Origin of the sequence: Microbacterium oxydans, from assembly GCF_000956525.1 — a bacterium.
GTDB lineage: Bacteria > Actinomycetota > Actinomycetes > Actinomycetales > Microbacteriaceae > Microbacterium > Microbacterium oxydans_A.
In genome coordinates, this window is the sequence record NZ_JYIW01000026.1 from 372594 (window position 1) to 398775 (window position 26182).

The 26182-nt window shown below is 68.3% G+C and carries 24 protein-coding genes; 11 read left to right on the plus strand and 13 right to left on the minus strand.

The window, feature by feature from the left end; genetic code table 11:
• Positions 1-3: 3 nt before the first annotated feature.
• The 4 genes from RS83_RS14390 to RS83_RS14405 form a co-directional block, all read right to left on the minus strand.
• On the minus strand, positions 4-516 hold the full coding sequence (locus tag RS83_RS14390; RefSeq protein ID WP_045280195.1) for a hypothetical protein: 513 nt from the start codon (positions 514-516) through the stop codon (positions 4-6).
• A complete protein-coding gene (locus RS83_RS14395) occupies positions 513-1187 on the minus strand; it encodes a TetR/AcrR family transcriptional regulator (protein WP_045280196.1) in 675 nt (224 codons plus the stop codon). Before RS83_RS14395 ends, RS83_RS14390 begins: the two co-directional genes overlap by 4 nt.
• 64 nt (positions 1188-1251) lie before the next feature.
• Positions 1252-2694 carry a glycerol-3-phosphate dehydrogenase/oxidase gene (locus RS83_RS14400; protein ID WP_082071678.1) on the minus strand — a complete coding sequence of 481 codons (1443 nt, stop codon included), beginning with the start codon at positions 2692-2694 and terminating at the stop codon, positions 1252-1254.
• Complete coding sequence (locus RS83_RS14405; RefSeq protein WP_045280198.1) at positions 2691-3287, minus strand: TetR/AcrR family transcriptional regulator; 597 nt, start codon at positions 3285-3287, stop codon at positions 2691-2693. The genes RS83_RS14400 and RS83_RS14405 overlap by 4 nt, the downstream gene beginning before the upstream one ends.
• Positions 3288-3307: 20 nt before the next feature.
• Between RS83_RS14405 and RS83_RS14410 the strand changes: the two genes are divergently transcribed.
• The 3 genes from RS83_RS14410 to RS83_RS14420 are packed head-to-tail and all read left to right on the plus strand — an operon-like array spanning position 3308 to position 7482.
• Entirely contained in the window at positions 3308-4942 is a 1635-nt protein-coding gene (locus RS83_RS14410) for an FAD-binding oxidoreductase (protein ID WP_231587790.1), read from the plus strand.
• A 1-nt stretch (position 4943) separates the two neighbouring features.
• Positions 4944-5843, plus strand: a complete 900-nt coding sequence (locus RS83_RS14415) for a YegS/Rv2252/BmrU family lipid kinase (protein ID WP_045280199.1) — start codon at positions 4944-4946, stop codon at positions 5841-5843.
• Between the two features lies 1 nt (position 5844).
• Positions 5845-7482, plus strand: coding sequence for a GMC oxidoreductase (locus RS83_RS14420; RefSeq protein ID WP_045280200.1), 1638 nt, complete (start codon positions 5845-5847; stop codon positions 7480-7482).
• A gap of 79 nt (positions 7483-7561) precedes the next feature.
• Here the strand turns inward: RS83_RS14420 and RS83_RS14425 are convergent, their stop codons facing one another.
• The 4 genes from RS83_RS14425 to RS83_RS14440 form a co-directional block, all read right to left on the minus strand.
• The gene (locus RS83_RS14425; protein WP_231587791.1) at positions 7562-9703 is read right to left on the minus strand and encodes a 3-hydroxyacyl-CoA dehydrogenase NAD-binding domain-containing protein; all 2142 of its coding nucleotides are present in this window, start codon (positions 9701-9703) and stop codon (positions 7562-7564) included.
• Positions 9703-10908 carry a thiolase family protein gene (locus tag RS83_RS14430; RefSeq protein ID WP_045280201.1) on the minus strand — a complete coding sequence of 402 codons (1206 nt, stop codon included), beginning with the start codon at positions 10906-10908 and terminating at the stop codon, positions 9703-9705. The genes RS83_RS14425 and RS83_RS14430 overlap by 1 nt, the downstream gene beginning before the upstream one ends.
• 73 nt (positions 10909-10981) lie before the next feature.
• The gene (locus tag RS83_RS14435; RefSeq protein WP_045280202.1) at positions 10982-12175 is read right to left on the minus strand and encodes a ribonuclease D; all 1194 of its coding nucleotides are present in this window, start codon (positions 12173-12175) and stop codon (positions 10982-10984) included.
• Complete coding sequence (locus RS83_RS14440) at positions 12168-12749, minus strand: DUF3000 family protein (RefSeq protein ID WP_045280203.1); 582 nt, start codon at positions 12747-12749, stop codon at positions 12168-12170. The genes RS83_RS14435 and RS83_RS14440 overlap by 8 nt, the downstream gene beginning before the upstream one ends.
• 25 nt (positions 12750-12774) lie before the next feature.
• Here RS83_RS14440 and RS83_RS14445 point away from each other — a divergent pair, with 25 nt between their 5' ends.
• A complete protein-coding gene (locus tag RS83_RS14445) occupies positions 12775-13929 on the plus strand; it encodes an alpha/beta hydrolase family protein (protein ID WP_045280204.1) in 1155 nt (384 codons plus the stop codon).
• On the opposite strand, the gene RS83_RS14450 is transcribed toward RS83_RS14445, so the two are convergent.
• Both RS83_RS14450 and RS83_RS14455 read right to left on the minus strand, forming a co-directional pair.
• Positions 13913-14344, minus strand: a complete 432-nt coding sequence (locus RS83_RS14450; protein WP_045280205.1) for a SufE family protein — start codon at positions 14342-14344, stop codon at positions 13913-13915. The genes RS83_RS14445 and RS83_RS14450 overlap by 17 nt on opposite strands.
• 19 nt (positions 14345-14363) lie before the next feature.
• The gene (locus RS83_RS14455) at positions 14364-15257 is read right to left on the minus strand and encodes a sulfurtransferase (protein WP_045280206.1); all 894 of its coding nucleotides are present in this window, start codon (positions 15255-15257) and stop codon (positions 14364-14366) included.
• A 146-nt stretch (positions 15258-15403) separates the two neighbouring features.
• On the opposite strand from RS83_RS14455, the gene zapE reads away from it, so the two are divergent.
• The 3 genes from zapE (at position 15404) to RS83_RS14470 (ending at position 18416) form a co-directional block, all read left to right on the plus strand.
• Positions 15404-16447 carry a cell division protein ZapE gene (gene zapE / locus RS83_RS14460; RefSeq protein ID WP_045280207.1) on the plus strand — a complete coding sequence of 348 codons (1044 nt, stop codon included), beginning with the start codon at positions 15404-15406 and terminating at the stop codon, positions 16445-16447.
• 128 nt (positions 16448-16575) lie between these two features.
• Positions 16576-17814 carry an ammonium transporter gene (locus RS83_RS14465; RefSeq protein ID WP_045280208.1) on the plus strand — a complete coding sequence of 413 codons (1239 nt, stop codon included), beginning with the start codon at positions 16576-16578 and terminating at the stop codon, positions 17812-17814.
• Positions 17815-17834: 20 nt separating this feature from the next.
• The gene (locus RS83_RS14470; protein ID WP_082071679.1) at positions 17835-18416 is read left to right on the plus strand and encodes a type II toxin-antitoxin system PemK/MazF family toxin; all 582 of its coding nucleotides are present in this window, start codon (positions 17835-17837) and stop codon (positions 18414-18416) included.
• On the opposite strand, the gene RS83_RS14475 is transcribed toward RS83_RS14470, so the two are convergent.
• Positions 18382-19539, minus strand: a complete 1158-nt coding sequence (locus tag RS83_RS14475; RefSeq protein ID WP_082071680.1) for a DUF1611 domain-containing protein — start codon at positions 19537-19539, stop codon at positions 18382-18384. The two genes, RS83_RS14470 and RS83_RS14475, sit on opposite strands and share 35 nt — an antisense overlap.
• Before the next feature lie 244 nt (positions 19540-19783).
• Between RS83_RS14475 and RS83_RS14480 the strand changes: the two genes are divergently transcribed.
• Positions 19784-20167, plus strand: a complete 384-nt coding sequence (locus tag RS83_RS14480) for an SPW repeat domain-containing protein (RefSeq protein WP_045280209.1) — start codon at positions 19784-19786, stop codon at positions 20165-20167.
• Positions 20168-20233: 66 nt separating this feature from the next.
• On the opposite strand, the gene RS83_RS14485 is transcribed toward RS83_RS14480, so the two are convergent.
• Together RS83_RS14485 and RS83_RS14490 are read right to left on the minus strand one after the other, a co-directional pair.
• Positions 20234-21571: a flavin monoamine oxidase family protein gene (locus tag RS83_RS14485; RefSeq protein ID WP_045280210.1), complete on the minus strand. Its 1338-nt coding sequence runs from the start codon at positions 21569-21571 to the stop codon at positions 20234-20236.
• Between the two features lie 92 nt (positions 21572-21663).
• Positions 21664-22089: a GIY-YIG nuclease family protein gene (locus RS83_RS14490; protein ID WP_045280211.1), complete on the minus strand. Its 426-nt coding sequence runs from the start codon at positions 22087-22089 to the stop codon at positions 21664-21666.
• Positions 22090-22237: 148 nt separating this feature from the next.
• Between RS83_RS14490 and RS83_RS14495 the strand changes: the two genes are divergently transcribed.
• The 3 genes from RS83_RS14495 (at position 22238) to RS83_RS14505 (ending at position 26172) form a co-directional block, all read left to right on the plus strand.
• On the plus strand, positions 22238-23419 hold the full coding sequence (locus RS83_RS14495; RefSeq protein WP_045280212.1) for an aminotransferase class I/II-fold pyridoxal phosphate-dependent enzyme: 1182 nt from the start codon (positions 22238-22240) through the stop codon (positions 23417-23419).
• Positions 23420-23494: 75 nt separating this feature from the next.
• Complete coding sequence (gene glsA / locus RS83_RS14500; protein WP_045280213.1) at positions 23495-24511, plus strand: glutaminase A; 1017 nt, start codon at positions 23495-23497, stop codon at positions 24509-24511.
• Positions 24508-26172: an MFS transporter gene (locus tag RS83_RS14505; RefSeq protein WP_045280214.1), complete on the plus strand. Its 1665-nt coding sequence runs from the start codon at positions 24508-24510 to the stop codon at positions 26170-26172. Before glsA ends, RS83_RS14505 begins: the two co-directional genes overlap by 4 nt.
• Positions 26173-26182 lie beyond the last annotated feature (10 nt).

The following is a 26182-nucleotide window of genomic DNA, read 5'->3' on the forward strand; positions in this document are numbered from 1 at the left end:
AGCTCAGGCGGAACGCTCGGCGCGAGAACGTGCGAACGTCCACGCCCAGCCGCCAGCGACCGAGACGATGCACACCGCGACGATCGCGAGGGCGAGCGGTGCGCCCACGGCAGGGCTCGTCGATCGGCTGAGTACCTGCGTGACTGCGATCACCGCTGCGCCCACGCCGCCTCCCAACCCGGCGTATGCGGCCAGGTGCCTGGCGACGGAGTCGGTCCGCAGGAGGAGACGGCTGATGCCCCACGCGATCGGAGCGCCGAGGAGCATCGCGATGAGCGAGATCGCGCCGCCGATCGGCACGCCGTAGAAGAGCATGAGAAAAGCGAGCGCGAACGGGGAACCGTACGACCCGTCGACCTGCACCAGCCCGACGATGACGAGGGCAGCGGTCAGCGAGAGCATGAAGATGCCCCATGCAGCCCACGCGCCGCGCCAGAAGTCGCGCCTGGTGAAGTCCATCCGCAGACGCGCGGCGTCGCTGGGCGAGGCCAGCAGCACGTCTGGAGTCGCGCTCACGACCGCACCTCGGCGATGAGGCGGAGGAGTTCACGCGTGCTCGTATGGACCCCCGGCACCCGGACGAAGGGGAGCGCGATCGTGAGCAGCCGCAGACCGGCATCCATCAGGCGCGTCGTCTTCTCCTGGTCTGGTGAGCCGTCATAGGTCCACCGCAGGACGAGAGCGAGGTAGGTGACGAACAGGGCGTCGGGGAGCAGGGCGGCGATGTCGGCGGGCAGCCGATGCTGCGCGCCGTCAACGGCCTCGCGGAAGAGCGCGACGGTCATGTCGCGCGCCGTGTCGGAGTCGGCGGACATCGGGTTGATGGGGGAGTCCGGGGCGATCATGGCGCTGAGGAACCCGGGGGCGCTGCGCTGATACGGACCGAGGGTGTCGAGCCCTGTCTCGAAGACCACCCTGAGGCGATCGACGAGGCCGCGTTGTGCGGCCAGCGGTGCACGAGCTGCCTCTGCGTGTTCGCGCTGCACGCGCACATACAGATCCTGGACGAGATGGTTCTTCGACGGGAAGTAGTAGTAGGCGTTTCCGGATGAGACGCCTGCCCTCTCGGCGATCAGGCGCATGGTGGTGTCGGCGTAGCCGCGTTCGATGAAGGATTCGATCGCGGCCTCGCTGATCCTGGCTCGGGTGCGCTCGCTTTTGGACGCCGGAGGCTCGGTTTCGAACATGTTCAAAACACTACACGCCAAGATGCCCCCAGCGGCGTCGCGGCAGGTTCCCCAGCCCGTCGCTTCACTCGAGGGCGGCGAGGGCCTGTGCGACGATCGTCTCGACGCCTTGGCGCGCCCGCTCTCTGTCGGACTCGACCAGTCCGATGCGGGTGCGTCGATCGAGGACGTCATCGACGGTCATGGCGCCCTCTGTCCGAACGGCGAACTCGATCTGCGCCGACGATATCCCGGTGTCAGCGTGGACGTCGGCCGGGTACACGTCGCCAACGAGGGTGAGTGTCGCCGTACGACTCGGCGGTGCAGTCAGCCCACGCACCCTGACCGCCAGGTCGACGGCATCCTCGGCCATTCGGCGATAGGTCGTCAGCTTGCCGCCGAGCACCGTGACGAATCCGGCATCCGCTGTCGTCACCAGATGGCGACGAGACACGTCGGCCGACGATGCCGAACCGGTGTCGACCAGCGGCCGCAGCCCCGCGAAGGCGCCGCGTACCTGTTCGCGCCGCACCGGCACCTCGACCACGCGGTTGAGACTGGCCAGCAGGAACGCGATCTCCGACTCCGAGGGCTCGGCGACGTCGGGGATCGCGCCCGGCACGTCTTCGTCGGTCAGTCCGACGATCACCCTGCCCGACTGCTGCGGAAGCGCGAACACGTAGCGACTGATGGAGCCCTCATGCGGGATCGTCAGCGCAGCGGTGGGGCTCCCGAGGTCTCGTGCGTCGAGCACGATGTGCGTACCGCGGCTGGGACGCACCGTGATCGAAGCATCGAGTCCGCCTGCCCAGACGCCGGTGGCGTTCACCACGCTGCGTGCGCGAAGCTCGAAGCGCTCACCGGTGAGGGCCTCCTCGACGCTCGCGCCATCACCGCGGAGCTCGCGAGCTCGCACTCTGGTGAGGATCCGGGCACCCAGCCCGGCAGCCGTTCGGGCGACGGTCAGGACCAGCTTCGCGTCATCTGCCAGCTGGCCGTCGTACGAGAGCATGCCGCCGCGCAGCCTGTGCGGGTTCAGTGCCGGCGCCAATCGCAGCGCAGTGCGGGTGGAAACCGCCCTGGGTGCCGGAAGCACTGCGCGAGGCGTCCTGGCGTGCATCCGCAACGCATCGCCCATGGTCATCCCGAGTGCGCCCGCTGCCCGCTGCTGCAGCGTGACGCCTGGGCTGAAGGGCAGTAGCTGGCCCAGCGGGCGGATGAGATGCGGAGCGATCGTGGTCATCAGCAGGTGGCGTTCATGGGCGCTTTCGCGCGCGGTGGCGATGTCGCCGGTTGCCAGATAGCGCAGGCCGCCGTGGACGAGCTTCGAGCTGAATCGGCTCGTACCGAAGGCGAGGTCGTGCGCCTCGATCAGGGTGACGCTGAGCCCGCGCGCGGCAGCATCGAGGGCGACGCCCACGCCGGTGATGCCACCGCCGACGACGAGGACGTCTGCGACGTCGTCCGCCGCCAGCCGGAGCTCCCGGCGCCGACGCTCGGCGTTGAGGTCGGTGGAAGCGCTCGTCATGGTCGAAGGTGCCCGTCGAGAGCGGCGCGGAGCTCGCGCTCCCATGTCTGCTCGTCGATGAGATCGGCGACGGTGCCGTGCGACAGCACTGCGGACTGTGCGATCAGGAGCAGCATCACCGAGATCTCCGAGGGTTCGCCCTGTCGCACCGAGCCGTCGCGCTGCGCTGCCCCGATCGCGGCCGTGAGCCACTGCAGGATCATCCGTTGGCTGGAGCCGACGCGCTGCAGGGTGTATCGGGTGAAGGACTCGGGCTCGGCGTCGAGCAGCTCCCCGTACACGGCATCCGTGCGGAACAGCTCGATGAAGCGGAGGATGTCATCGACGAGCAGGGTCCGCGTCACGGCGGGCGCAGGGAAGCCGTCGAGGATCACGGTGATGCGACGGAGGAGCGCTGCGCGGACCACATCGTCGGCGTCGTTCCAGCTGCGGTAGATCGTCGGACGACTGAGCTCGGATCGGCGGGCGAGCTCGGCGATCGTGACGCCGCTCATCCCTCGACGCCGGATCAGGTCGTCAGCCGCATCGAGCACACGCGTCTGGGTTGCGTCCCAGGTCGGAGCGGCGAGGAGGATTGCTTGACGTTCTTCCATGATCTGTCACACTGTAACGCATGGATCACGAGAACGGCACGGTCGATGCTGACCGGCTGATGCGCTGGAACGGTTGGGGCGACCCTGCGAAGGCGAAGGATCTGCCGCTGGCCGTGCGCACACTGCTGCCGCTCCTGCTCGGCAGGATCCGCAAGCCTGCCGCCCCGGTCGAGCTCGTCGACGTACGGATCGCCGAGACCGCGCTCGACGCGGACGACATCGCCACCCTCGCAGTGATCGTGGGAACCGAGCACGTCGACGGCTCGGCACAGGCCAGGATCCGGCATGCCGGGGGGCGGTCGACCCCCGACCTCCTGCGACGGCGGGCGACGGAGCAGCGGGTGCCGGATGCCGTGGTGCGCCCGGCGACACACGATGAGGTGCGCGACGTGCTCGCCGTCGCTGCGACGCGGGGTATCGCGGTGATCCCCTTCGGCGGGGGCACCAGCGTGGTCGGCGCGCTCGACCCAGAACGCGGCGCCCATCACGCGGTCGTCAGCTTGGATCTGCGTCGGCTGTCCGGCCTCATCCGCCTCGACGAGCTGAGCGGACAGGCCACGCTCGCAGCCGGCACCACAGGACCCGATGCCGAGGCGCTGCTGCTCGCGCACGGACTCGAGCTCGGACACTACCCGCAGAGCTTCCGATACGCCACGATCGGCGGGTTCGCCGCTGCGCGCTCGTCCGGGCAGAACTCGGCTGGGTACGGTCGATTCGACGCCATGGTCACCGGCATCCGCGTCGCCACCCCGACCGGAGATCTCGACCTCGGTCGCGCGCCCGGTTCGGCGGCCGGCCCCGATCTCATCCGGGTGTTCCTCGGTTCCGAGGGGATCTTCGGCGTCATCACCGAGGTCACGGTGCGCGTGCATGCGGTGTCGCGTGATCGCGTGCTCGAGTCCTGGTCGTTCCCCGACTTCGCGTCTGGCGCCGAAGGGCTCAGGAGGGTCAGCCAGCACGGCGGGGGAGCGACCGTCATCCGCCTGTCCGATGAGGCCGAGACGGCCGTGAGCCTGGCGCAGGTGGGCCGTATCGGCAGGGCGTTGGCGAAGGGCGCGAGTGTCGTCACCGTGTATGAGGGAGACGATGTGCCCGATCGTCGCGAGCGTGTCTCAGCGCTGCTGCGTGAGGCGGGCGGCACATCCTCTGGCGAAGGCGCATCCGAGGACTGGCTCGCGGGCAGGTTCGACGGGCCGTACCTCCGCGACTCGCTGCTCGATGCCGGTGTCTTCTGCGAGACCCTCGAGACCGCCACGACCTGGTCGAACCTGTCGCACCTGCGAGCCGCGGTCACCGGCGCGCTGCGAGAGGGATTCGACTCGGCTGGGGCACGTTCATATGTGATGTGCCACGTCTCTCACGTGTACCCGACAGGCGCCTCGCTGTACTTCACGGTGTTGGCCGGGCTGCGCGGCGATCCGCTCGAGCTGTGGGCGGAGGTCAAGGCGCGCACCAACGATGCCATCATCGGCGCAGGTGGCACGATCAGCCATCACCACGCGGTCGGGCGCGATCACGCACCGTGGCTCGCCGAGGAGATCGGCGAGACCGGTATCCGCATCCTCGCTGCGATCAAGCGAGAACTCGACCCACATGCCATCATGAACCCGGGTGCCGTGATCCCGGCGGCTCCGGTCTCGGGCGAAAGGCGCTGACGTGGGCGAGCACATCGCGGTGCTGGCGAATCCGCACGCAGGCAAGGGCCGCGGCGCGCATGCTGCTGCCGCGGCCGTCGAGGGGCTGCGCGCCGCGGGGGTCGACGTGCGCGCGTACGCGGGTGAATCTCCGGAAGACACCGCACGCCTCGCTATGCAGGCTCTCAGCGAGGAGCCGGCGGCGCTCGTCGTCGTGGGTGGCGACGGGACGCTCTCCGGCATCCTGGAACTCCTGATCCGCAACACGGTGCCGGTCGCACTCGTCGCCGCCGGCACGGGCAACGACCTCGCCCGTGCGCTCGATCTGCCGCGCGACGATCCGGGCGCGGCTGCGCTGCTCGCGGTCCGGGGCACCCCGCGGTCGATCGACGTCGGCGAGGTGCGCAGCGACATCGGTACCCGCCTCTTCCTGACTGTCGCGGCCCTCGGGTTCGATGCCAAGGTGAGCGATCGGACCAATCGGCTGCGCTGGCCGCGCGGCGTGCTGCGGTACTACCTCGCGTTGCTGATCGAACTCGCTCGACTGCGACCGATGGCCTTTCGTCTGTCGGTCGACGAGGAGTCGCCGTGGGATGCGCCGGGCACGCTGATCGCGGTGGGCAACACCGCGAGCTACGGTGGCGGCATGCCGGTCTGCGTCGGAGCCGAAGCAGATGACGGGCTGCTGGACGTCGTGCACGTGCGACCGATCGGACGGCTGCGCCTGATCCTGCTGTTCCCCTCGCTGCTGCGTGCTCGCCACCTCGAGCGTCGCGAGGTCGCCCATCGCCGCGCCCGCAGCGTGACGGTCTCCGCCCCCGGGCTCGTCGTCTACGCCGACGGCGAGCTGGTGGGCGCGGGAACGGCAACGATCAGCCTGCGCCCCGCTGCCATCACCGTGCTCGTGCCGAGTGAGGCCTGAGATGGGCTTCGATGAGGACGTCGTGATCATCGGATCCGGGTTCGGGGGCTCGGTCGCCGCGCTCAGGCTCACCGAGAAGGGCTACCGCGTCAGGGTCTTCGAGGCCGGACGGCGCTTCGCCGACGCGGACTTCGCGAAGACGAGCTGGAACCTGCGCCGCTACCTCTGGGCTCCGGCGCTCGGATGCTTCGGCGTGCAACGCATTCACCGGCTGCCGCACGTCATGATCCTGGCGGGCGCCGGGGTCGGCGGCGGATCGCTCAACTACGCGAACACGCTGTACCAGCCCGGAACTGCGTTCTTCGAGGATCCGCAGTGGCATGGTCTCGCGGACTGGGAGCGCGAGCTCACCCCGCACTATGCCACAGCCAAGCGCATGCTCGGCGTCGTCGAGCACTACCCGCACACCGGGCCGGTCGAGCGGATCATGGCCGGCGCAGCATCCGATCTCGGCGTCGGGGGGACGTTCCGACACGCGCCGGTCGGGGTCTGGTTCGGCAAACCGGGGGAGCGCGTCGCTGATCCCTTCTTCGGCGGTGATGGCCCTGATCGCACGGGGTGCACGCTGTGCGGCAACTGCATGGTCGGATGCCGCGTGGGGGCGAAGAACACCCTGATGAAGAACTACCTCGCCCTCGCGGAGCGTCGGGGCGCTGTGATCGAGGCGTTGCGCACGGTCGTCGACATCCATGAGCTCCCCGGCGGAGGCTATGCGGTTACGACCGAGCGCAGCGGAGCCTGGTTCGCTCGCGCCCGCCGCACAGTGACGGCCGGGCAGGTCGTGCTCGCTGCGGGCACGTGGGGGACGCAGCAACTGCTGCATCGCATGAAGCACGATGGACGCCTGCCGCGCATCTCCGACGCCGTCGGCCGCCTCACGCGCACGAACTCCGAGGCGCTCGACGGCGCAGTGGCGACGCGGGTGCCTGCGTCGCTGCAGCTGGCGCGAGGGGTCGCGATCACGACCTCGTTCCACATCGACGAGCGGACGCATGTCGAGAACGTGCGGTACGGTCCAGGGTCGAACCTCATGGGAGCGCTGGCCTCGGTCGTGGTGCCGGGGGAACGTCCGCTGTGGCGGCGCCTCGGAAGTGTGCTGGCACAGGTGCTCCGGGCGCCGGTGCGACAGCTCCGGCTCGGGTCGCTGCATCGCTGGAGCGAACGCGGGATCATCGCACTCGTCATGCAGACCGCCGACAATTCGCTCACGCTGTCGCTGCGTCGCAGGTTCGGGCGCCTCGTCATGACGAGCGAGCAGGGGCACGGCGAGCCGAACCCGAGTCACCTGCCACAGGCACATCGGGCCGCACGGGCGATCGCGGCGCGGGTCGCGGCCGAGGGCGGCGTGTCCGCGGAGGCGCGCGGGTCCTGGCCGGAGGTCTTCGGCGTGCCGCTCACGGCGCACTTCCTCGGTGGAGCCGTGATCTCGGCATCGCCGGCGGAGGGCGTGATCGACGCGTACCACCGGGTGTGGGGACACCCCGGCGTGCACGTGGTCGACGGTTCCGCGGTTCCGGCGAACCCCGGCGTGAACCCCTCGCTCACGATCACCGCGCTCGCGGAGCGGGCGCTCTCGTACTGGCCCGAGGCCGACGGGGTGGACGAGCGACCAGCGCAGTCGGATCCGCGCCGAAGCTGACGTGCGAGCTCGCGCACCGCGCACAGGAACGACGAAGGGGCCGCGCCGAAGCGCGACCCCTTCATCTCGAGCAACCGGATCAGCGGTGCTCGATCCCGCGGATCTGCGGAGTGTGGAACGACCCGCCGAACGCGCGGTCGGACGCGCCTTCGCGGTCGAGGTACGGCGATGCGCCGCCGTCGATGAACGGCCAGCCGGCGCCGAGGATCAGGCACAGGTCGACGTCCTCGACCTCGGGCACGACACCCTCATCGAGCATGAGCTTGATCTCCTGCGCGAGTCCGTCCTGCACTCGACCGAGGATCGTCGAGGCGGATGCCGGCGCCGAGCCGACGGCGGGCTTCAGCAGCTTCTCTGCCTGTTTCGTCCAGCCGGTGACGCGGCCGCCCTTGTCCTTCTCGACGACCGAGTCCAGCGCTGCGAGAGCGTGGAAGTTCTCGTTCGCGTAGAAGCGGTCGGGGAACGCCTGCACCATCGTGTCCTGCACGTGCGCCGCGACCTTCCAGCCGACCAGGTCGATCAGCTGGAACGGCCCCATCGGCAGACCGAGCGGGCCGAATGCCTTCTCGACATCGGCGATCGGCGTGCCTTCGTAGACTGCGCGAGCAGCCTCGCCCATGACCTTCGCGAGGAGTCGGTTCACGACGAATCCAGGAGCGTCGGCGGTGAGCACGGCGTTCTTCCCCAGATTCTTCGCGACCACGAACGCGGTCGACAGCGCGGCATCGGACGTGGTCGGCGTCTTCACGATCTCGATCAACGGCATCACCGCGACCGGGTTGAAGAAGTGGAACCCGACCAGGCGCTCCGGGTGGGCGAGCTTCGAGCCGATCTCCTCGACCGAGAGCGACGAGGTGTTCGTCGCGAGGATCGCGTCTTCGGCGATGATCTGTTCGATCTCGCCGAACACCTGCTGCTTGACGCCGACCTCTTCGAAGACGGCCTCGATCACGAAGTCGCAGTCCGCATACAGGCTCTTGTCGGTGGTGCCGGTGACGAGTGCGCGCAGCTTGTTCGCGGTGTCGGAGTCGAGCCGACCCTTCGCCTCGAGCTTGCCGATCTCTTCGCGGATGTATGCCACGCCCTTGTCGACGCGCGCCTGGTCCAGGTCGGTGATGAGCACCGGCACCTGCAGCTTGCGCACGAACAGCAGAGCGAACTGGCTCGCCATGAGGCCCGCACCGATGATGCCGACCTTCGTGACCTTCTTCGCCAGCTCCTTGTCCGGAGCGCCGACCGGTCGCTTCGCGCGCTTCTGGACCAGATCGAACGCGTACATGGATGCCGCGAACTGGTCACCTGTGACGAGGTCGGCGAGTGCCTCGTCCTCTCGGGCGAACCCCTCGGCCTTCGTGCCGCTCTTCGCCTTGTCGAGCAGCTCGAGCGCCGCATACGGCGACTTCGGCACGGTACCGATCTTCGACTCCAGCATCCCGCGAGCCATCTTGATCGCGATCGGCCACTTCGTGAGGCGCTCGATCTTGCCGGGCTCGTTCTTCCGCTCGACCTTCTTGCCGCCGAGCACCGCGTCCGCCCAGGCGAGCGAGTTCTCGAGGTAGTTCGCGGCGGGGAAGATCGCATCGACGATGCCGAGGTCGAAGGCCTGCTGCGGCTTGAGCATCCGATTCTGCTTCAGCGGGTTCGAGATGACGACCTCGAGTGCGTTCTCGATGCCGATCAGGTTCGGCAGCAGGTATGCGCCGCCCCAGCCGGGGATGATCCCGAGGAAGACCTCGGGCAGCGCGATCGCCGCAGCCGACGCATCGACCGTGCGATAGCTCGAGTTCAGTGCGATCTCGAGACCGCCGCCGAGCGCGAGCCCGTTCACGAATGCGAACGACGGCACGCCGATCTCCGAGATCGAGCCGAGCACCTTGTGGCCGAGCTGCGCGATCAGTCGCGCGTTGTCGCGCGATCCGACCTTGCTGATGTCGGACAGATCGGCGCCGGCTGCCAGGATGTACTGCTTGCCGGTGATGCCGATGGCCTGGATCTCACCGGCCGCCGCGCGGGCCTTGAGGCCGGCGAGCGTCTCGCCGAGCTTCGTGAGCGTCGCGGGGCCCAGTGTGTTCGGACGCGTGTGATCGCGACCGTTGTCGAGGGTGACCAGCGCGAGTACCTTGCCTGATGCCAGACGGATGTCGCGGACTGGCGACTGCGTGATCACCTCGCCCTCGGTGAGCGCCTGGATCGGGGAGAAGTCGATGTCGTCGTAGCTCACTACTTCTTCTTCTTTCCGTTGTAGTGCGGGTTCTCCCAGATGACCGAACCGCCCTGGCCGAGACCGACGCACATGGCGGTGAGGCCGTAGCGGACGTCAGGTCGCTCGGCGAACTGCGCCGCGAGCTGGATCATCAGACGCACGCCGGATGCAGCGAGCGGGTGGCCGAGCGCGATCGCTCCGCCCCATTGGTTCACCCGGGGGTCGTCGTCGGCGATGCCGAAGTGGTCGAGCAGTGAGATGACCTGGATCGCGAACGCTTCGTTCAGCTCGAAGAGTCCGATGTCGGCGATCGTGAGTCCGGCCTTCTTCAGTGCCTTCTCGGTCGACGGGATCGGGCCGATGCCCATGATCTCCGGCTGCACACCGGCGAACGCGAACGAGACCATCCGCATCTTGGGTGCGAGTCCGAGCTCCTTGACCGCGCCGCCGCCGGCGAGCAGCGACATGGTGGCGCCGTCCGTGAGCGGCGACGACGTGCCAGCGGTGACCCTTCCGTGCGGGCGGAAGGGGGTCTTCAGCGCTGCGAGGTCTTCCATCGTCGTCTGCGGGCGTCGTCCCTCGTCTTCCGAAGCGAGACCCCAGGCGCCGTCGGCGCCCTTGATCGCGACCGACACGAGGTCTGGCTGGATCTTGCCGGCCTCGTACGCGGCCTGCACCTTGTGCTGGCTCAGCATGCCGAAGCGGTCGGAACGCTCTTTGGTCAGGTGCGGGAAGCGGTCGAAGATGCGCTCAGCAGTGACGCCCATGTTGAGTGCGCCCGGATCGACCATCTTCTCCGAGACGAAGCGCGGGTTGGGATCGGCGTTCGCGCCGATCGGGTGATGGCCCATGTGCTCGACGCCACCGGCGAGGGCGAGGTCGTACATGCCGACGCCGATCGACGCGCCCATGGTGGTGACGCTGGTCATGGCACCGGCGCACATGCGTTCCACGGCAAGACCGGGGACGGTCTGCGGGAGGCCGGCGAGGATGGCGACCGAACGGCCGAGCGTGAGGCCCTGGTCTCCGGTCTGCGAGGTCGCGGCGATGGCGACGTCATCGATGCGGTCCGCCGGGACGGCGGCGTTTCGCTCCATCAGGCCGATGGTCGCCTTCACGGCGAGGTCATCTGCGCGGGTGTTCCAGTACATGCCTTTTTCGCCGGCGCGCCCGAAGGGGGTGCGCACTCCATCGACGAAGAAGACGTCCGAGATCTCGGCCACTCTGCCTCCAAGTTTGTGCGGTGCCCTCAGTCTATGGAGGGCCGAAAACAGGGAGGAATCGGTTGGATCGAACCTACGAAGCGGGGGTCGGGGCCTCGTCGGGCACTTGACCAGCATCTACAAACGCGTCCGCGATCTTCTGTGCAGTCTGTGCAATCTGCCAGGGGCGCGCTCCGAGCGCGGTCAGCGCATCGCCGATGGCCTCCGGCGTCTCGAGCGCGAGATCCCAGGCGACGCGGCGCAGGAACTCCGGCGTCAGCAGGTTCTCGGTCGGCATCGACAGCTCTTCCGCGATCGCCTCGACGACCGGCCGCGCGGCCTTCAACCGTGCGTCGGCCTCGGGGTTGCGATCGGCCCAGGCGCGGGGGGGTGGGAGCGCATCGCTCGGCACCCGCTCGCGAGGGAGTTCCTCGCTGGCCCGGCCATCGACGAACGCCTGCCACCAGCGGTCCAGCTGGGTGCGGCTCGCGCGCCCCTGGAACTCCTTGATGCCGGCGAGGGCCTGCTTGCTCTGCGGGTTGCCGAGCAATGCCGCCATCAGCGAGCGGTCGGGGACCAGACGTCCGGGGGACACGTCCTGCTCCTGCGCGTAGGACTCTCGCGCCTGCCACAGTTCGCGGGCGACGGCGAGGTTGCGGGCGCCGCGAACCTGGTGCAGGCCGCTGAGTCGCCGCCAGGGGTCTTCCCGCGGCGGCCGCGGCGCACGGGAGAGGGTGGCGGCGAACTCCTCAGCGGCGAAGGAGGTCTTGTCCTGTTCGACGAGTTCCTCGACCAAGGCATCGCGGACGTCGACGAGGTGCAGCACGTCGAGTGCGGCGTATTCGAGCCAGGAGGCCGGCAACGGACGGGTCGACCAGTCGGCGGCCGAGTGCTCCTTCTTGAGCGTGATGCCGAGCGTGTGCTCGACCACGGCGGCGAGACCGACGCGTTCGTGCCCGAGCAGGCGAGATGCGAGCTCGGTGTCGAAGATCGTCGGCGGCTCGAGCTGCAGTTCGCGCAGCGAAGGCAGATCCTGGCTCGCGGCGTGCAGCACCCATTCCTCGGAGCCGATCGCGTCCTGGAGCGGTGCGAAGTCGCCGATCGCCGGCGGGTCGAAGAGGAAGACACCGGCGTCTCTGCGGAACACCTGCACGAGATATGCGCGCTGCGAGTAGCGGAAACCCGAGGCCCGCTCCACGTCGACGGCGACCGGGCCGGTACCGGCGGCGAGCGTCGCGCAGGCGGCGAGGAATTCCTCGGCATCCGAGATCACGGAGTATTCAGTCACGTACAGCCTTTCGCGCGCCGATCACGGCGATGCCCTCGGAACCCGGCGGAAGCCCCGCCAGCATTCCGACCAGCTCGGCCCATGCTTCGACGTGCGGTCGGAACGGGCCATCCGGAGTCCAGGACGCCCGCAATTCTATCTGTGCTCCGTCCCCTTCGACGGCGAGCCCGCCGAAACCCTTCGACAGGGTCTTGGTGGAGGTACCGGACGGGGAGTGGTACACGGCCTCTCGCGAGTCGAGCGCGTCGACCAGCCAGGACCACGTCACATCAGCCAGCAGCGGGTCGGTACCGATCTCGGTCTCCAGCGGTGCCTGCGCGAAGATGATGATCCGCCAGGCTCCGCCCCACGCCCCTGGCGCGTCCGGGTCGTGCAGCAGCACGAAGCGTCCAGTGCCGTACACCGACTCACCGTGGTCGTCAGGGCGCACGTCGGCGGCCAGCGCCAGCGCGAACGGCGCGAGCCCCTGAGGGGTCGCGATCTCGTGCACGACGATGTCGCCGCGGAAGGCGGTCTCACGCAGTTCAGCAATGGCGCTGTCGAAGAGCGACCCGGCTTCGGGGTGTGCGGTCACGGCAACAGGCTAGAGTCAGGAGGCGATGAAGAGTCTCAGGCACGCCGTTGCACTCCTTGTCCCCGCGCTGTTCGCCCTCGGGGGTGTGTTCGCGTACATCGTCCTCCGGGTGGCGAGACGCGTCGTCACGCCGGTGCGAGGGTCCACGGATGCCGAGATCATCGCGATCGACACCGGCGCGCAGACCATCGAGCTCGGACGCACGCTCGACACCGAGCTTCCTGGCCGATACGGGCTGTTCACCACCGGCACCTCCGGCTACGTGAAGCTCGGGGCGGTGCTCAGTGCCGACGCGACGAGTGTGCGGCGCAAGCTCCTGACGCAGATCGAGCCCGGCGCCCACGTCGACCGCGCTGCGCGCTTCAGCGGCTGGTACTACTCCTCGCCGTCCGAGCTGCACCTGCCGTCGCAGAACGTGCTGATCGGCTCGCCGGCGGGTCCGTGCCCCGCGTGGTTCTTCCCTGCGGAGTCATCGACCTGGGTGATCCAGGTGCACGGACGCGGGGCGACCCGCGCCGAGTGCCTTCGTGCAGTCCCCGTCCTGCACGCCGCGGGGCTGCCGTCGCTCGTGGTCTCGTATCGCAACGACGGTGAGGCTCCGCGCAGCCGAGGTGGCGCCTATTCGCTCGGCGCCGCCGAGTGGCGCGACGTCGATGCGGCGATCGCGTACGCGCTTCGACACGGCGCCGAGCGGGTGCTGCTGATGGGCTGGTCGATGGGTGGAGCGGTGGCGCTGCAGACCGCCGTCAACTCGGGGAATCGAGACCGCATCGCGGGGATGATCCTGGAGTCGCCGGTGGTCGACTGGCGCACGGTGCTGCGCTTCCAGGCGAACAAGGCCGGAATGCACGCGCCATTGCCGGATCTGGCCATGGGGGCGCTCTCCGTCCCGTTCACCGCGCGCATGAGCGGTGCCGAGGACGCGATCCATTTCGACCGCCTCGACATGGTCTCGCGTGCCGGCGAGCTCGCCGTCCCGATCCTGATCCTGCACAGCGAGGACGACGGGTTCGTGCCGGCTGATGCCTCGCACGCCCTCGCAGAGGCGCGCCCCGATCTCGTGACGATGCCGCGATTCACTGGCGCACGCCACACCAAGCTCTGGAACTACGATCAGACCGGCTGGACCACGGCGATCACCGGCTGGCTGCAGGAGCAGGGATTCAGCGCTTCTGCCTGACCTGCTTCTTCGCGCGCATCAGCATGCCGGTCATGCCGCCGATGCGCAACGGGGAGACCGACTTCGTGAGCCCGATGGACTGCGGGTAGTCGTCGGGGATCGCAAGGACCTCATCGGCTGTGAGGCCGGAGATCCCCTGCACGAGGATGCTGGCGAAACCGCGCGTCGTCGGTGCCTCGGCCGGAGCGGTGGCATGCATCGTCACGATGTCGTCGATGACCTCGACGTAGATGTAGACGGGGGACTGGCACTCGGCGACGCGCTCGCACATCTCCGGATGGTTCGCCACCTCGTCGGACACCGGAGGCAGCTCGTCGGCGAACTCCAGCAGGAGCAGCAGACGGTCCGGCTCCGGCGTCTCGAGGAACGCGTCGCGGATCTCGGCGAGGGTGTCAGGGACGTCCGTGGTGCTCATCCCTGACATTGTTCCACGCTCAGACGGCGCCGGGCTCGGCGCCGGTGACGATCGGCACGCGCACCGCGCTGCCCCACTCGGTCCAGGAGCCGTCGTAGTTGCGCACGTTCTCGAAGCCGAGCAGGTGCTTGAGCACGAACCAGGTATGGCTGGACCGCTCGCCGATGCGGCAGTAGGCGACGACGTCGTCGCCGTCTTCGAGACCGGCGCCCTCGCGGTAGATCGCATCGAGCTCTGCCCGGCTCTTGAAGCCGCCGTCCTCGGCGACGGCCTTGGCCCACGGCACGCTCTGCGCGGTCGGGATGTGGCCGGCCCGCAGCGTGCCCTCCTCCGGGTACGCGGGGGCGGTCGTGCGCTCACCGCTGTACTCCTCGGGGGAGCGCACGTCGATCAGCGGGCTGCCGATGTGCGCGAGCACATCGTCCTTGTAGGCGCGGATGACGGAGTCGTCACGCTCGACGATCGGGTACTCGGTCGCCGGTCGGTTCGTGGCCGCACGGGTGATCTCGCGGCCCTCGGAAATCCAGCGGTCGCGGCCGCCGTCGAGCAGACGGACGTCTTCGTGGCCGAAGAGGGAGAACACCCACAGCGCGTACGCCGCCCACCAGTTGTTCTTGTCGCCGTAGATCACCACGGTGTCGTCGCGCGCGATGCCCTTGCGGCTGAGCAGCTCGGCGAAGCCCTCGCCGTCGACGTAGTCGCGCACCACCGGGTCGTTCAGCTCGGTGTGCCAGTCGACCTTCACAGCGCCGGGAATGTGGCCGGTCTCGTAGAGGAGCACGTCTTCATCGGACTCGACGACCACCAGACCGGGCGTGTCGAGGTGCGCTGCGAGCCACTCGGTGGTGACCAGGCGGCCAGGTTCGGAGTACTCGGCGAACTTGGGTGAAGACGAATCGAACTCGATGGCCACAGGGATCTCCTCCAGGGGTGAGCGGACGATGGTGCGGTGCAGACGGCGTAATGTTGAGCCGTCCCTTCGACGATAGATCGCTGCTGTGCTGCCTGCACCCGATTCGTAAGACTTCGACACAGGTGAGCACCCAATCCAGGACTGTGATGACCGATACGCATTCCCGCACGGGCGTCGTGCACCTGACCGAGCGCCAGCCCACCGTCAGCGGTGCGGAGATGCTCGCGAGCCTGGTGCCGCCGCCGCAGTTCGATGGCGCGACCTTCGACAGCTACCGCGCTGACCCCGCGTACCCCTCGCAGGAGGAGGCGAAGGAGACGCTCATGCGCTTCGCCGGGCGCGGCGCGCCGGTCAAGCGCGGCGGACTGTTCAGCCGAGCGAAGAAGGAGCCGGACGCCAAGCCGGGCGTCTACCTCGATGGCGGGTTCGGCGTCGGCAAGACGCACCTCCTGGCCTCGATCTACCACGCGATGCCAGCCCGCCGGAAGTACTTCGGCTCGTTCATCGAGTACACGGCACTGGTCGGCGCACTCGGCTACAAGAACACGGTCGACCTGCTCAAGGGCGCCGATCTCCTCTGCATCGACGAGTTCGAGCTCGATGATCCGGGCGACACCATGGTGATGACGCGCCTGCTCGGCGAGCTGGTCCCGACGGGCACCAAGCTGGCGGCGACGTCCAACACGCCACCGAACGCCCTGGGTGAGGGACGCTTCGCCGCGCAGGACTTCCTCCGCGAGATCCACGCGATGTCCGATCGGTTCCAGACGCTGCGCATCGACGGCGTCGACTTCCGTCAGCGTGCGCTCGACGGTCACGCCGTCGTGCTCGACGACGACGCGTACACCGACGCCATCGCCGGCGCCGGCGTGGACGGCACAGCATCCGATGACGCCTTCGATGATCTCGTCCGCCATCTCGCGCAGGTGCACCCCTCCCGGTACATCCGGCTGATCGACGGGATCGGCCTCGTCGGACTCCGTGGCGTCCACCAGCTGACCGACCAGTCCGAGGCGCTGCGACTCGTCGCATTCGTCGACCGCGTGTACGACGCGCAGATCCCGGTGAGCGCCACCGGGCTCAGCCTGGACTCGGTCTTCTCGGACGAGATGCTGGCCGGCGGGTACCGCAAGAAGTACCTGCGCGCCATCTCTCGCCTCAACGCTTTGACACATTCTGCGCAAGCCTGAAGACCCGTGTAACGCGATGTTCACACCCAGGGGCCTCCTGTAACAACGGGGAAACAAACCTCACGCTTCCACGAAACGGTGCGTCGTCACACTGAAGCTCTCAATTACTTCGGATGTGAGGTTTTCCTATGGATGCTCCCGGCAACATCTCGTGGGCGATCACCGCGACAGCGTTGGTACTGCTCATGACGCCTGGCGTCGCCTTCTTCTACGGCGGTCTCGTCAAGGCGAAGAGCGTCGTCAGCATGATGATGATGAGCTTCGGCTCGATCGGCCTTGTCGCCGTGCTGTGGATTCTCTTCGGCTTCTCCATGAGCGCCGTCGACAGCCCGACCGCCTTCGCCGGCAACCCGTTCGCCGACATCGGCCTCTCGAGCCTCGCCTCTGGTGAGGGATCGAACGTCGCCCTGCTCGGTGTCGCCTACGGCGCCACGTTCGCGATCATCACGGTCGCCCTGATCTCCGGCGCAATCGCGGACCGCGCGAAGTTCGGCAGCTGGCTGATCTTCGCCGGCGTCTTCGCGACCGTCGGCTACTTCCCGGTCGCCGCATGGGTCTGGGGTGGCGGTTGGATCATGAACCTCGGCACCACGCTCTTCGGTGAGGACAGCGGGATCGGCGTGATCGACTACGCCGGTGGTACCGCAGTCCACATCAACGCAGGTGCAGCGGCTCTGGCACTCGCGCTGGTCCTCGGCAAGCGCATCGGCTTCCAGAAGGGCATCCTCAAGCCGCACAACGTGCCGCTGACGCTCCTCGGTGCCGCGCTGCTGTGGTTCGGCTGGTTCGGCTTCAACGCGGGTGCTGAGTGGCTCGCAGAGGACATGGGCGGCGTCGGACTCATCGGCATCAACACGCTCGGTGCGACGGCTGCGGCCATCCTCGGCTGGATCCTGGTCGAGAAGATCAAGGACGGCAAGCCCACCTCGGTCGGCGCCGCATCCGGTGCGGTCGCTGGACTCGTCGCGATCACCCCGGCATGCGCCAACCTGACGCCCGGCTGGGCCCTGCTGCTCGGCGCACTCGCCGGTGTCGTCTGCGCACTCGCGATCGAGCTGAAGTTCCGGCTCGGCTTCGACGACTCGCTCGACGTGGTCGGCATCCACCTCGTCGGCGGTCTGATCGGAACCCTGTACCTGGGCTTCTTCGCCACCGACTCCGGCCTGTTCGTCGGCGGTGACGCACGTCAGCTCGCGGTCCAGGTGATCGCCGCACTCGGCGTCCTGATCTACTCCTTCGTGGTCGCCTTCATCATCGGCTTCGCGATCCAGAAGACGATCGGCTTCCGCGTCACGAACGAGGACGAGATCGCCGGTGTCGACCAGGTCGTGCACGGCGAAGAGGGCTACGCACTCGCAGACGCCTGAGCGGCGGTTAGGGTGACCGTGTGACTTCTTCGCGCGGCATCCTCGCAACTCTCGCGGACATCCTGCGCTCGGCGCTGGGGCAAGATCGGGCGTCTCGGACCACACCAGGTCCGAGGCGCCCGACTGCGCGTGTGCGCACTGCGGCCGAGCGCGAGGCGGGCATTCCACCGGTCGGCGGGGCCGACCGAGGAACTGCGACCGTGCGCATCGATCCGGCCCGCATCACCTCCGTGCGCATCCAATACGCCCCTGCTCGCGACGGGGCTCCGGATGCCGGCGAAGTCATCTGGACCTGGGTGCCCTACGAGGAGAACGACGGACGGGGCAAGGACCGCCCCGTGCTGGTGATCGGACGTGCATCGGCAGACCGCGTCTACGCGGTGCGGATGACGAGCAAGCCGCACGACGGGGACCGCGACTACCTCTCGATCGGCGCCGGCGACTGGGACTCGCAGGGACGCGAGTCCTGGGTCGACATCGAACAGCTCTACAGCGTGCACGAACAAGGACTGCGGCGCGAGGCCGCAGTCCTGGATCGTCGCCGCTACGACCGGGTCAGTGCCGCGCTCACGCGGCGCTACGGGTGGTCTGCCGCGGGTTGAGCGTCGGGAACGCCTGCAGCACCATCTCGACGAGCTCGTCGAGCGGGCGGGTCAGGGGGTCCGTGGCCGGGAGCCCGGTCTCGAGCTCGATCTCGTCGATCGCGGCAGCGAGCTGCTCGGTCGACAGGTTCTCGTGGTTGACGGTGACGCCGATCACGCGCGTGTCCGCGAACGCCTCGATCAGCGCGATCTCACTGACGACGGTCGGCATCGCGACCATCGGGAAGTCGCCGAGCACCTTCCGACCGGGTGCGTGCTGCACGATGACGCCGGCGGGCTGGCTGCCGCGGAGGATGTGCGCCGAGGTGATGTACGCCGGGTGGCTGAGCGCGCCCTGACCCTCGACGATGATTACGTCGGGATCTTCACCCTCGAAGGCTGCGACGACCTGGTTCTCGACCTCGCCGGAGCAGAACTGGGGAACGAGTGCGTCGAGAGCGACGCCGTACTTGCCGCCCTGGATGATCGTCGTCTGACCTGTGCCGACCATGACGGCGTGGATGCCGCGTTCGTTCAGTGCGCGCACGAGCAGCGTCGACGTGGTGCGCTTGCCGATCGCTCCGTCGGTGCCGAGGATCGTGATCCGCGGGCAGGTGACGTCGAAGATGCGTCCGGAGAACAGGTGCAGATCCTTCTTGTCCTTCGGACGACGGACATCGGTGATCGTGACGCCTGCGAGCAGGCTGGCAGCGACGAACTCGGCGTCGTCGGTCAGGAACTCGTGGAGCCCGTTGATGATGTGCATGCCTCGGGCGATGCCGTCGAGCAGCACGGTCCGCTGATCGGCCGAGAGCAGTCCGTCGGCCGGCGCGACGCCGCAGATCAGGTAGTCGGGCACGAATCCGGCATGCGCGATGGCTGAGGCGAGGCCGTTGAGGATCGGGATGCCGTTGCTGGCGCCGTCGAGGACCATGCCGGCGTCAGCGCCTGCGTGCGTGGTGTCGATGACGCTGAGGATCGAGTACTTCTCCGAGTGGCGGACGAGACCGTTGGCGGTCTTGCCGTCCTGCTCGCCGAACTGACCCTCGCAGTAGACGATGGCGCTCGTACCGAGGGGCAGCTCGATCGGTGCGGCCCAGTCGTTCGCGGACGCGCTGAACGAAGGGATGGATGAGACGGGCATGACGCTCCTCAGGTCGACACAGAGGAGGCGACGGAGAACGAAATGGCCGAGAGATGGGCCCGTTGGTCGACAAGAAGTCTTCCCTGACGTCGGCAAGATGCCGACAGCCTCACCGTAGCAGTGCGGCCTGGGAGCGGGGCGGGAACTGTTCGGCGGTGACTCCGTCGGACTCGCGCAATCCATTCGGGTGGGTGCTTCGAACTAGCTGTGAGTCGCGCAGAGCGGCGCCACACTAGGAGGAATCATGCGTTTCATCCCCACCAAGGTCCACGGAATTCTCGACTACCTGGTCGGCATCGCCCTGATCGCCGCGCCCTGGCTCTTCGGGTTCTCGAGCGTCGGCGGAGCCGCTGTCATCATCCCGATCGTGCTGGGCGTCGGCCTGATCGTCTACAGCCTGTTCACCAAGTACGAGTGGGGCCCCTTCGGATTCATCCCGATGCCCGTCCACCTCGTGTTCGACATCGTCGCGAGCCTCTTCCTCGCCCTGTCGCCGTGGATCTTCGGCTTCTCGGGCGAAGCGCTGAATGTCTGGCTCCCGCACGTCGTCGTCGGCATCACAGTGATCATCGTCGTGATCTTCTCGAAGCCGCAGCCTGCGAGCACCCCGCGCACAGCACGCGCCTGACTCGTTGACTCGAAGCGCCTCTTCCGGACGGGAGGGGCGCTTCGCCATGTCCGGGGTCGGGAGATGTCAGCCTTCGGTCCAGAGTCGCTCGATCGGCAGGTCCGTGCCGATGACGCGGGATGCCGCGCGTTGACCGGAGCACATGGCAGCAGGGACGGTGGCTGGGTCGTCGGTCCAGGTGGCCTCACCGGCGATGTGCAGTGCTCCGGTGCCTGCGTCGCCGCCGATCGGGGTGGCCAGGTCGTCGTGGTCGGCTGTGGTGGCTCCGAGGGTCATGTAGGCGTAGGCGCCGTGCGAGTAGGGGTCATCCTGCCATGCGGTGCGGGTGACGTGCGTCGGCGCTGGGACGGCATCGCCGTAGAGACGACGGAGCTGGTCAAGCACGGACTCGGCGACGCGGTCGTCGTCCCAGTCGCGTGTGGCGATCGCGGCTGGGCCGGCGGCGAACGTGAGCAGCGTCGGTTCGTCATGCAGCGCGGTGAGGTCGTACCAGGAATGCCACCAGCGCGACTCCGGTCCCTGCTGGCGGATCGCGTAGACGCCTTCGTCCCAGAAGCGGGTCGGGAAACGCAGGAAGACCTTCTCGAAGGCGTTCATCTCGAGCCTGCTGAGCGCGCGGGCGTTGACCTCTGGGAGCGGCGGATCGATCTCGAGCGCGCCGGATTTCAGGACGCCGACCGGGACGGTCAGCACGGCCGAGTCGGCGGTGAACGTGCCGTGCGGTGTGCGCACCACGATGCCGTCGGACCAATCGATGCCCGTCACCGTGTGCTCGAGGCGCACGTCGAGTCCGTCCGCGAGGTGCGCGGGCATTCGGTCGTATCCATCAGGGAACACGACCTCGTCGCCGTCGATCGAGTCGTCGTCGAGGCCGTGGGCGGCAAGCTCCTCGATCCACGCACCGTACTGCTCCTCGGAGCGGTGCTCGAGATACTCCCGCACCCGCTGAGCGCGCTCTGCATCCCACGACTGGCGCGCGAGTGCGGTCTCGGTGACATCCCGGTACGAGGCGTCGGCATCCGACGCCCCGATCGTCTCGGCGAGCGCGGCGTCGATGGCGTGCACGTCCGCCGCGAAGGCGCGTGCCTCGTCCTCGGTCAACCGACGGGCATCCGGGCCGTAGTACGCGATCGGCCGGCTGTCGACCTGGTAGCCGCCGACCGTGAACTCGATGGTCTCCATGCCGAAGGCGGCTGCGGCATCCGCCACCGGACTCCCGATGACCCCGTGGATCCAGGATGCGCCGAGGTCGGTCGCGCCGTGCGAGCGGTCGGTGGTGACGCGGCCGCCGATGCGGTCTCTGGCCTCGAGGACGACGACCGAGCGTCCTGCGCCAGCCAGCAGTCGGGCCGCACTCAGGCCGGCGACGCCGGCACCGATCACGATCGTGTCGAGATGCTCCATGACGATCCCTTCCGCGGCTGCAGTGCCACAAGCCCCGCCTCCGACGATAGTCATCCGAGGCGCGGGCCGCGATAGCACCGACGGGGAGAGAATCAGCCGCGAAGCGCCTCGCTCAGCCAGCGCGCATACAGCTGCCAGGGTTCGCCCACCGCGCGCAGCGCAGCGACATGCGCCTGCAGCGCGCCCGTGAGAGTGAACCATTCGCCGCCTTCGCGGACGTCGGCGAATTCCCGGTGGCGGCGCTGTTCCTGCATTCGATTCCCGGACTCGAACGCGAGCAGCTCATCATGGCGGATGCTGCGGAGCCGTTGCCGCGGGTTGCGGCTCGTGCCGATCTTCACGCGCCGGTCGTAGCGGAGGTAGTAGACGACATCGACGCGGGGGAGCGGCAGGTCGGCATCGGGCACGTCGCCGTATCGCCAGCCGCATGCGTCGCACAGCCAGGCGCTCTCGAGCCGGATGCCCTGGAGCCCTCCGCAGAGATGGCAGGGCCCTGGGAGGCGCGCAGTGTTCGTCACGGGCAGAGGCTACGTCGGGCCTCGGACGTTCCGCGCGGTCGAATCCTGACGCAGGACCGCACAGATCGTCGCCGCTCGTGGCATCGTGGCTGGTGAGGGCACCGCATCGGACCATCGTCCTCGCTCAGCACCCCGGACAGGAGACCCGATGAAACTCGCACGACGTGCGCTCGATGCCGAGCCGTTCCACGCGATGGCCATCGGCGAGCGAGCAGCGGCGATCTCCGCGCAGGGCCATCACGTGGTCCGCCTCTCGATCGGGGAGCCCGACTTCGGGGCGCCGCCTGCGGTTCGCGAGGCGATGCGCGAGGTCATGGACGGGCGCGCACTGCCCTACACCGCGGTGCTCGGTCTTCCGGTGCTGCGGAGTGCGATCTCCGGGTTCTATCGCGAGAAGCACGGGGTCGACGTGGATCCTGGCCGCATCCTGATCACCTCGGGCGCATCGACGGCGCTGCTGGTGGTGACCGCGGCGACGACCGAGGCCGGCGACGAGGTGATCATCGCCGACCCCTCGTATCCGTGCAATCGCGAGCTCGTGCGGAGCTTCGGCGGCACGCTCGTGACGATGCCCGCAACCGCCGAGCATCGTTACCAGCTCGATGCGGCCTCGGTGGCATCCGCGTGGACCGATCGCACCTCCGCCGTGATGATCGCCAGCCCGGCGAACCCCACCGGCGCGTCCATCCCGCCCGCCGAACTGACCGCCATCTGCGAGCTCGCTCGCGATCGAGGGGCGTGGCGGATCGTCGACGAGATCTACCTCGACCTGGCCGATCCGGCGGAGGACGGCACGCCCGCGGCCACGGTGCTCGCGACCGACCCGGACGCGATCGTGATCGGCAGCTTCTCGAAATACTTCGGCATGACGGGCTGGCGTCTCGGCTGGGCGATCCTGCCAGAGCTGCTCGTCCCGGCCGTGGAGCGGCTCGCGGTGAACTACTTCCTCTCGGCATCGGCGCCGGCGCAACAGGCGGCACTCGCAGCGTTCACGCCGGAGTCGCTGGCGATCTGCGAGAAGCGTCGCGTCGAGCTCGCCGCCCGCCGGCAGATCGTGCTCGATGGGCTCGAGCACATCGGCCTGCGCGTGCCCGTGGTCCCGGACGGCGCGTTCTACGTGTACTTCGACGTGAGCGGCACCGGACTTGACGCATGGACGTTCTGCGAGCGCGTGCTCGAGTCCGCGCACGTGGCGCTCACACCTGGGCGAGACTTCGCCACAGCGACCGCCGACACCCACGTGCGGCTGTCGTATGCCGCGTCGCGAGAAGAGCTGGTCGAGGGGCTGCGGAGGATCGGTGCGTTCGTCGCAGAACTGGCCGCGGACTGAGCGCGCATCCGGGATGGGGTCGTCAACCGATATACCGCTGTTGCCTGCGTGACCTGAAGGCCTACGCTGAGCACCATGCGGGCGAGCGAGCTGGACGTTTCCGACATCGAACAGACGGTCTCCACCGGTGCTGTCCCGCCGGATGAGCGCCTCGACGATCTGCTGGATGCCGCGCACGCACGTGCGCTCGCGCACGAAGAAGGTACGGTCGCCGACTACATCCCGACGCTCGCAGACGCTGATCCGACGTCGTTCGGTCTCTGCATCGCAGACGTTCGTGGCGGGCTGCACGAGATCGGCGACACCCGCGCGCCGTTCTCGATCCAGTCGATCTCCAAGGCGTTCGTCTATGCGCTGCTGAGCGAGCAGGTCGGCCACGAGGAGGCGTTCGACATCGTCGGCGTGAACAACTCCGGGCTCGCGTTCGACTCGGTGGTCGCGATCGAACTGAACGACGGACATCCGATGAACCCGATGGTGAACGCGGGTGCGCTGGCCACGACAGCGCTGCTGCCGGGTGATGCCGACGAGAAGTGGGCGACGGTGCACGAGGGCCTCTCCCGATTCGCCGGACGCGAGCTGACGCTGGATGACGAGGTGTACCGCTCCGAGTCGGAGACGAATCAGCGGAACCAGGCGATCGCGATGCTGCTGCAGAGCTACGGACGGATCCGGCACGACCCCGCAGAGGTCGTCGACGTGTACACGCGACAGTGCTCGCTGCTCGTGGATGCGAGGGATCTGGCGGTGATGGGCTCGACGCTCGCGGATGGCGGCGTCAATCCGGTCACCGGTGAGCGGGTCGTGTCGGCCGAGGTATGCCGGGACACCCTGGCGGTCCTTGCGGCGAGCGGGCTGTACGAGAACTCGGGGGAGTGGCTGTTCGAGATCGGTCTTCCCGGCAAGTCCGGAGTCGCCGGCGGACTCGTCACGGTCGCGCCGGGCAAGGTCGGGATCGGCGCCTACGCCCCTCGGCTGGATGCTGCTGGCAACAGCGTGCGCGGACAGATCGCGACCGCGCACCTCGCCCGTTCGCTCGGCCTGAACATCTTCGCCTCCGATTCGCACTTCTCGGCAGGAGCACGCGCATGAGCACCGAATCCAATCCCGCAGCCCCGACGTCGACCGCGGGGGAGGTGCGCGCCTCCTGGGTGCCGATGATCGGACTCTTCCTCGCGCAGATTCTGATGTCGTACAACGTGTCTGCGCTGCCCGTGTCGCTGGGCGGGATGGTCGAGTCCTTCGGCGTCCCGCCGACCGACATCAGCACCGCGATCGTCACCTACGGCCTCGTGGTCGCCGCCCTCGTGATGGTCGGCGCGAAGATCGGTCAGCGCGTGGGCTGGGTGATCGTGTTCCGGGTCGTGGTGGCGGTGTTCGCGGCATCCGCCGTCCTGATGATCTCGGCGCAGACCGTGGAGTTCGTGATCCTCGCGCAGGCTCTCGCCGGCGCCTCCGCCGCGATCATCGTGCCCTCGCTCGTCGCGCTCATCGCCGAGAACTATCGCGGCGCGCAGCAGGCGACCGCGATCGGCTCGCTCGGCTCGGCGCGCGCACTCGCCGGCGTGAGCGCGTTCCTCATCGGCGGCACCCTCGCGACCCTTGTCGGCTGGCGTCAGGTGTTCGTCGTCGTCCTGTTGCTGGCGATCGCGGTGTTCATCCTCAGCTTCCGGCTGCGCGGCGAGCCGGGCAATCCAGCGATCAAGATCGACATCGTCGCCGCGATCCTCATCGGTGGCGGTATCGTCTCGCTCACGCTCGGCGTGAACAACCTCAATCGTTGGGGGTTGCTGAGCGCCCGACCGGATGCTCCGTTCGAGGTGCTGGGCCTCTCGCCCGCCCCGCTGCTCATCGTGCTCGGCCTGGTGCTCGTGCAGCTGTTCTTCCTGTGGACGCGCCGACGCACGAAGGCCGGCAAGGTGCCGCTGGTCAGCCTCTCGGTGTTCGGGTCGTCGCGCGAGCGCGCGGCTGTGTACGCCATGTTCATCGTCGTCGCGCTCGAGGCGGCACTGAACTTCAGCATCCCGCTCTACATCCAGATCGTGCAGGGGCGCACGCCCTTCGACACGTCGATGGCGATGCTGCCGTTCAACCTGACGGTGTTCTTCACCGCGATGCTCGTGGTGCGTTTCTACCCGAGGTTCTCGCCCCGCACGATCGGGATGTTCTCGTTCGGACTCACCACGATCGCGCTGGTCTGGCTCTCGTTCGTCGTGACGAACAACTGGGAGACGCTGCCGACGATCCTCGGCCTGTTCGTGTTCGGCGTCGGACAGGGCGCTCTCGTCACGCTCGTCTTCAACGTGCTGGTGACGGCCTCTCCGAAGACGCTCGCGGGAGACGTCGGGTCGGTCAGAGGGACGACGCAGAACCTCGCATCAGCGGTCGGCACGGCCGTCGCCGGGGCGCTGCTCGTCGGCATCCTGAGTGTCAACGTCGTCTCCGCCCTCGTCGACCACCCTGAGCTCCCGCAGGGTCTCGTGTCGCAGGTGGACCTCGAGCGCACGAACTTCGTCAGCAATGACCGGCTGAAGGAAGTGCTCGAGCAGACCGACGCGACGCCCGCTGAGATCGATGCCGCCGTGATCGTCAACGAGGAGGCGCGACTGAGCGCCCTGAAGACCGGACTGCTGGTGCTTGCAGCGGTGAGCGCGCTCGCGATCGTGCCGGCCAGCAGGCTGCCACGGTACCGACCAGGCGAGGTGCCGGAGTCGGTCGCGACGGGACGGGAGCCGGACCCGGTGGTCGACTGACCGGGGGAAC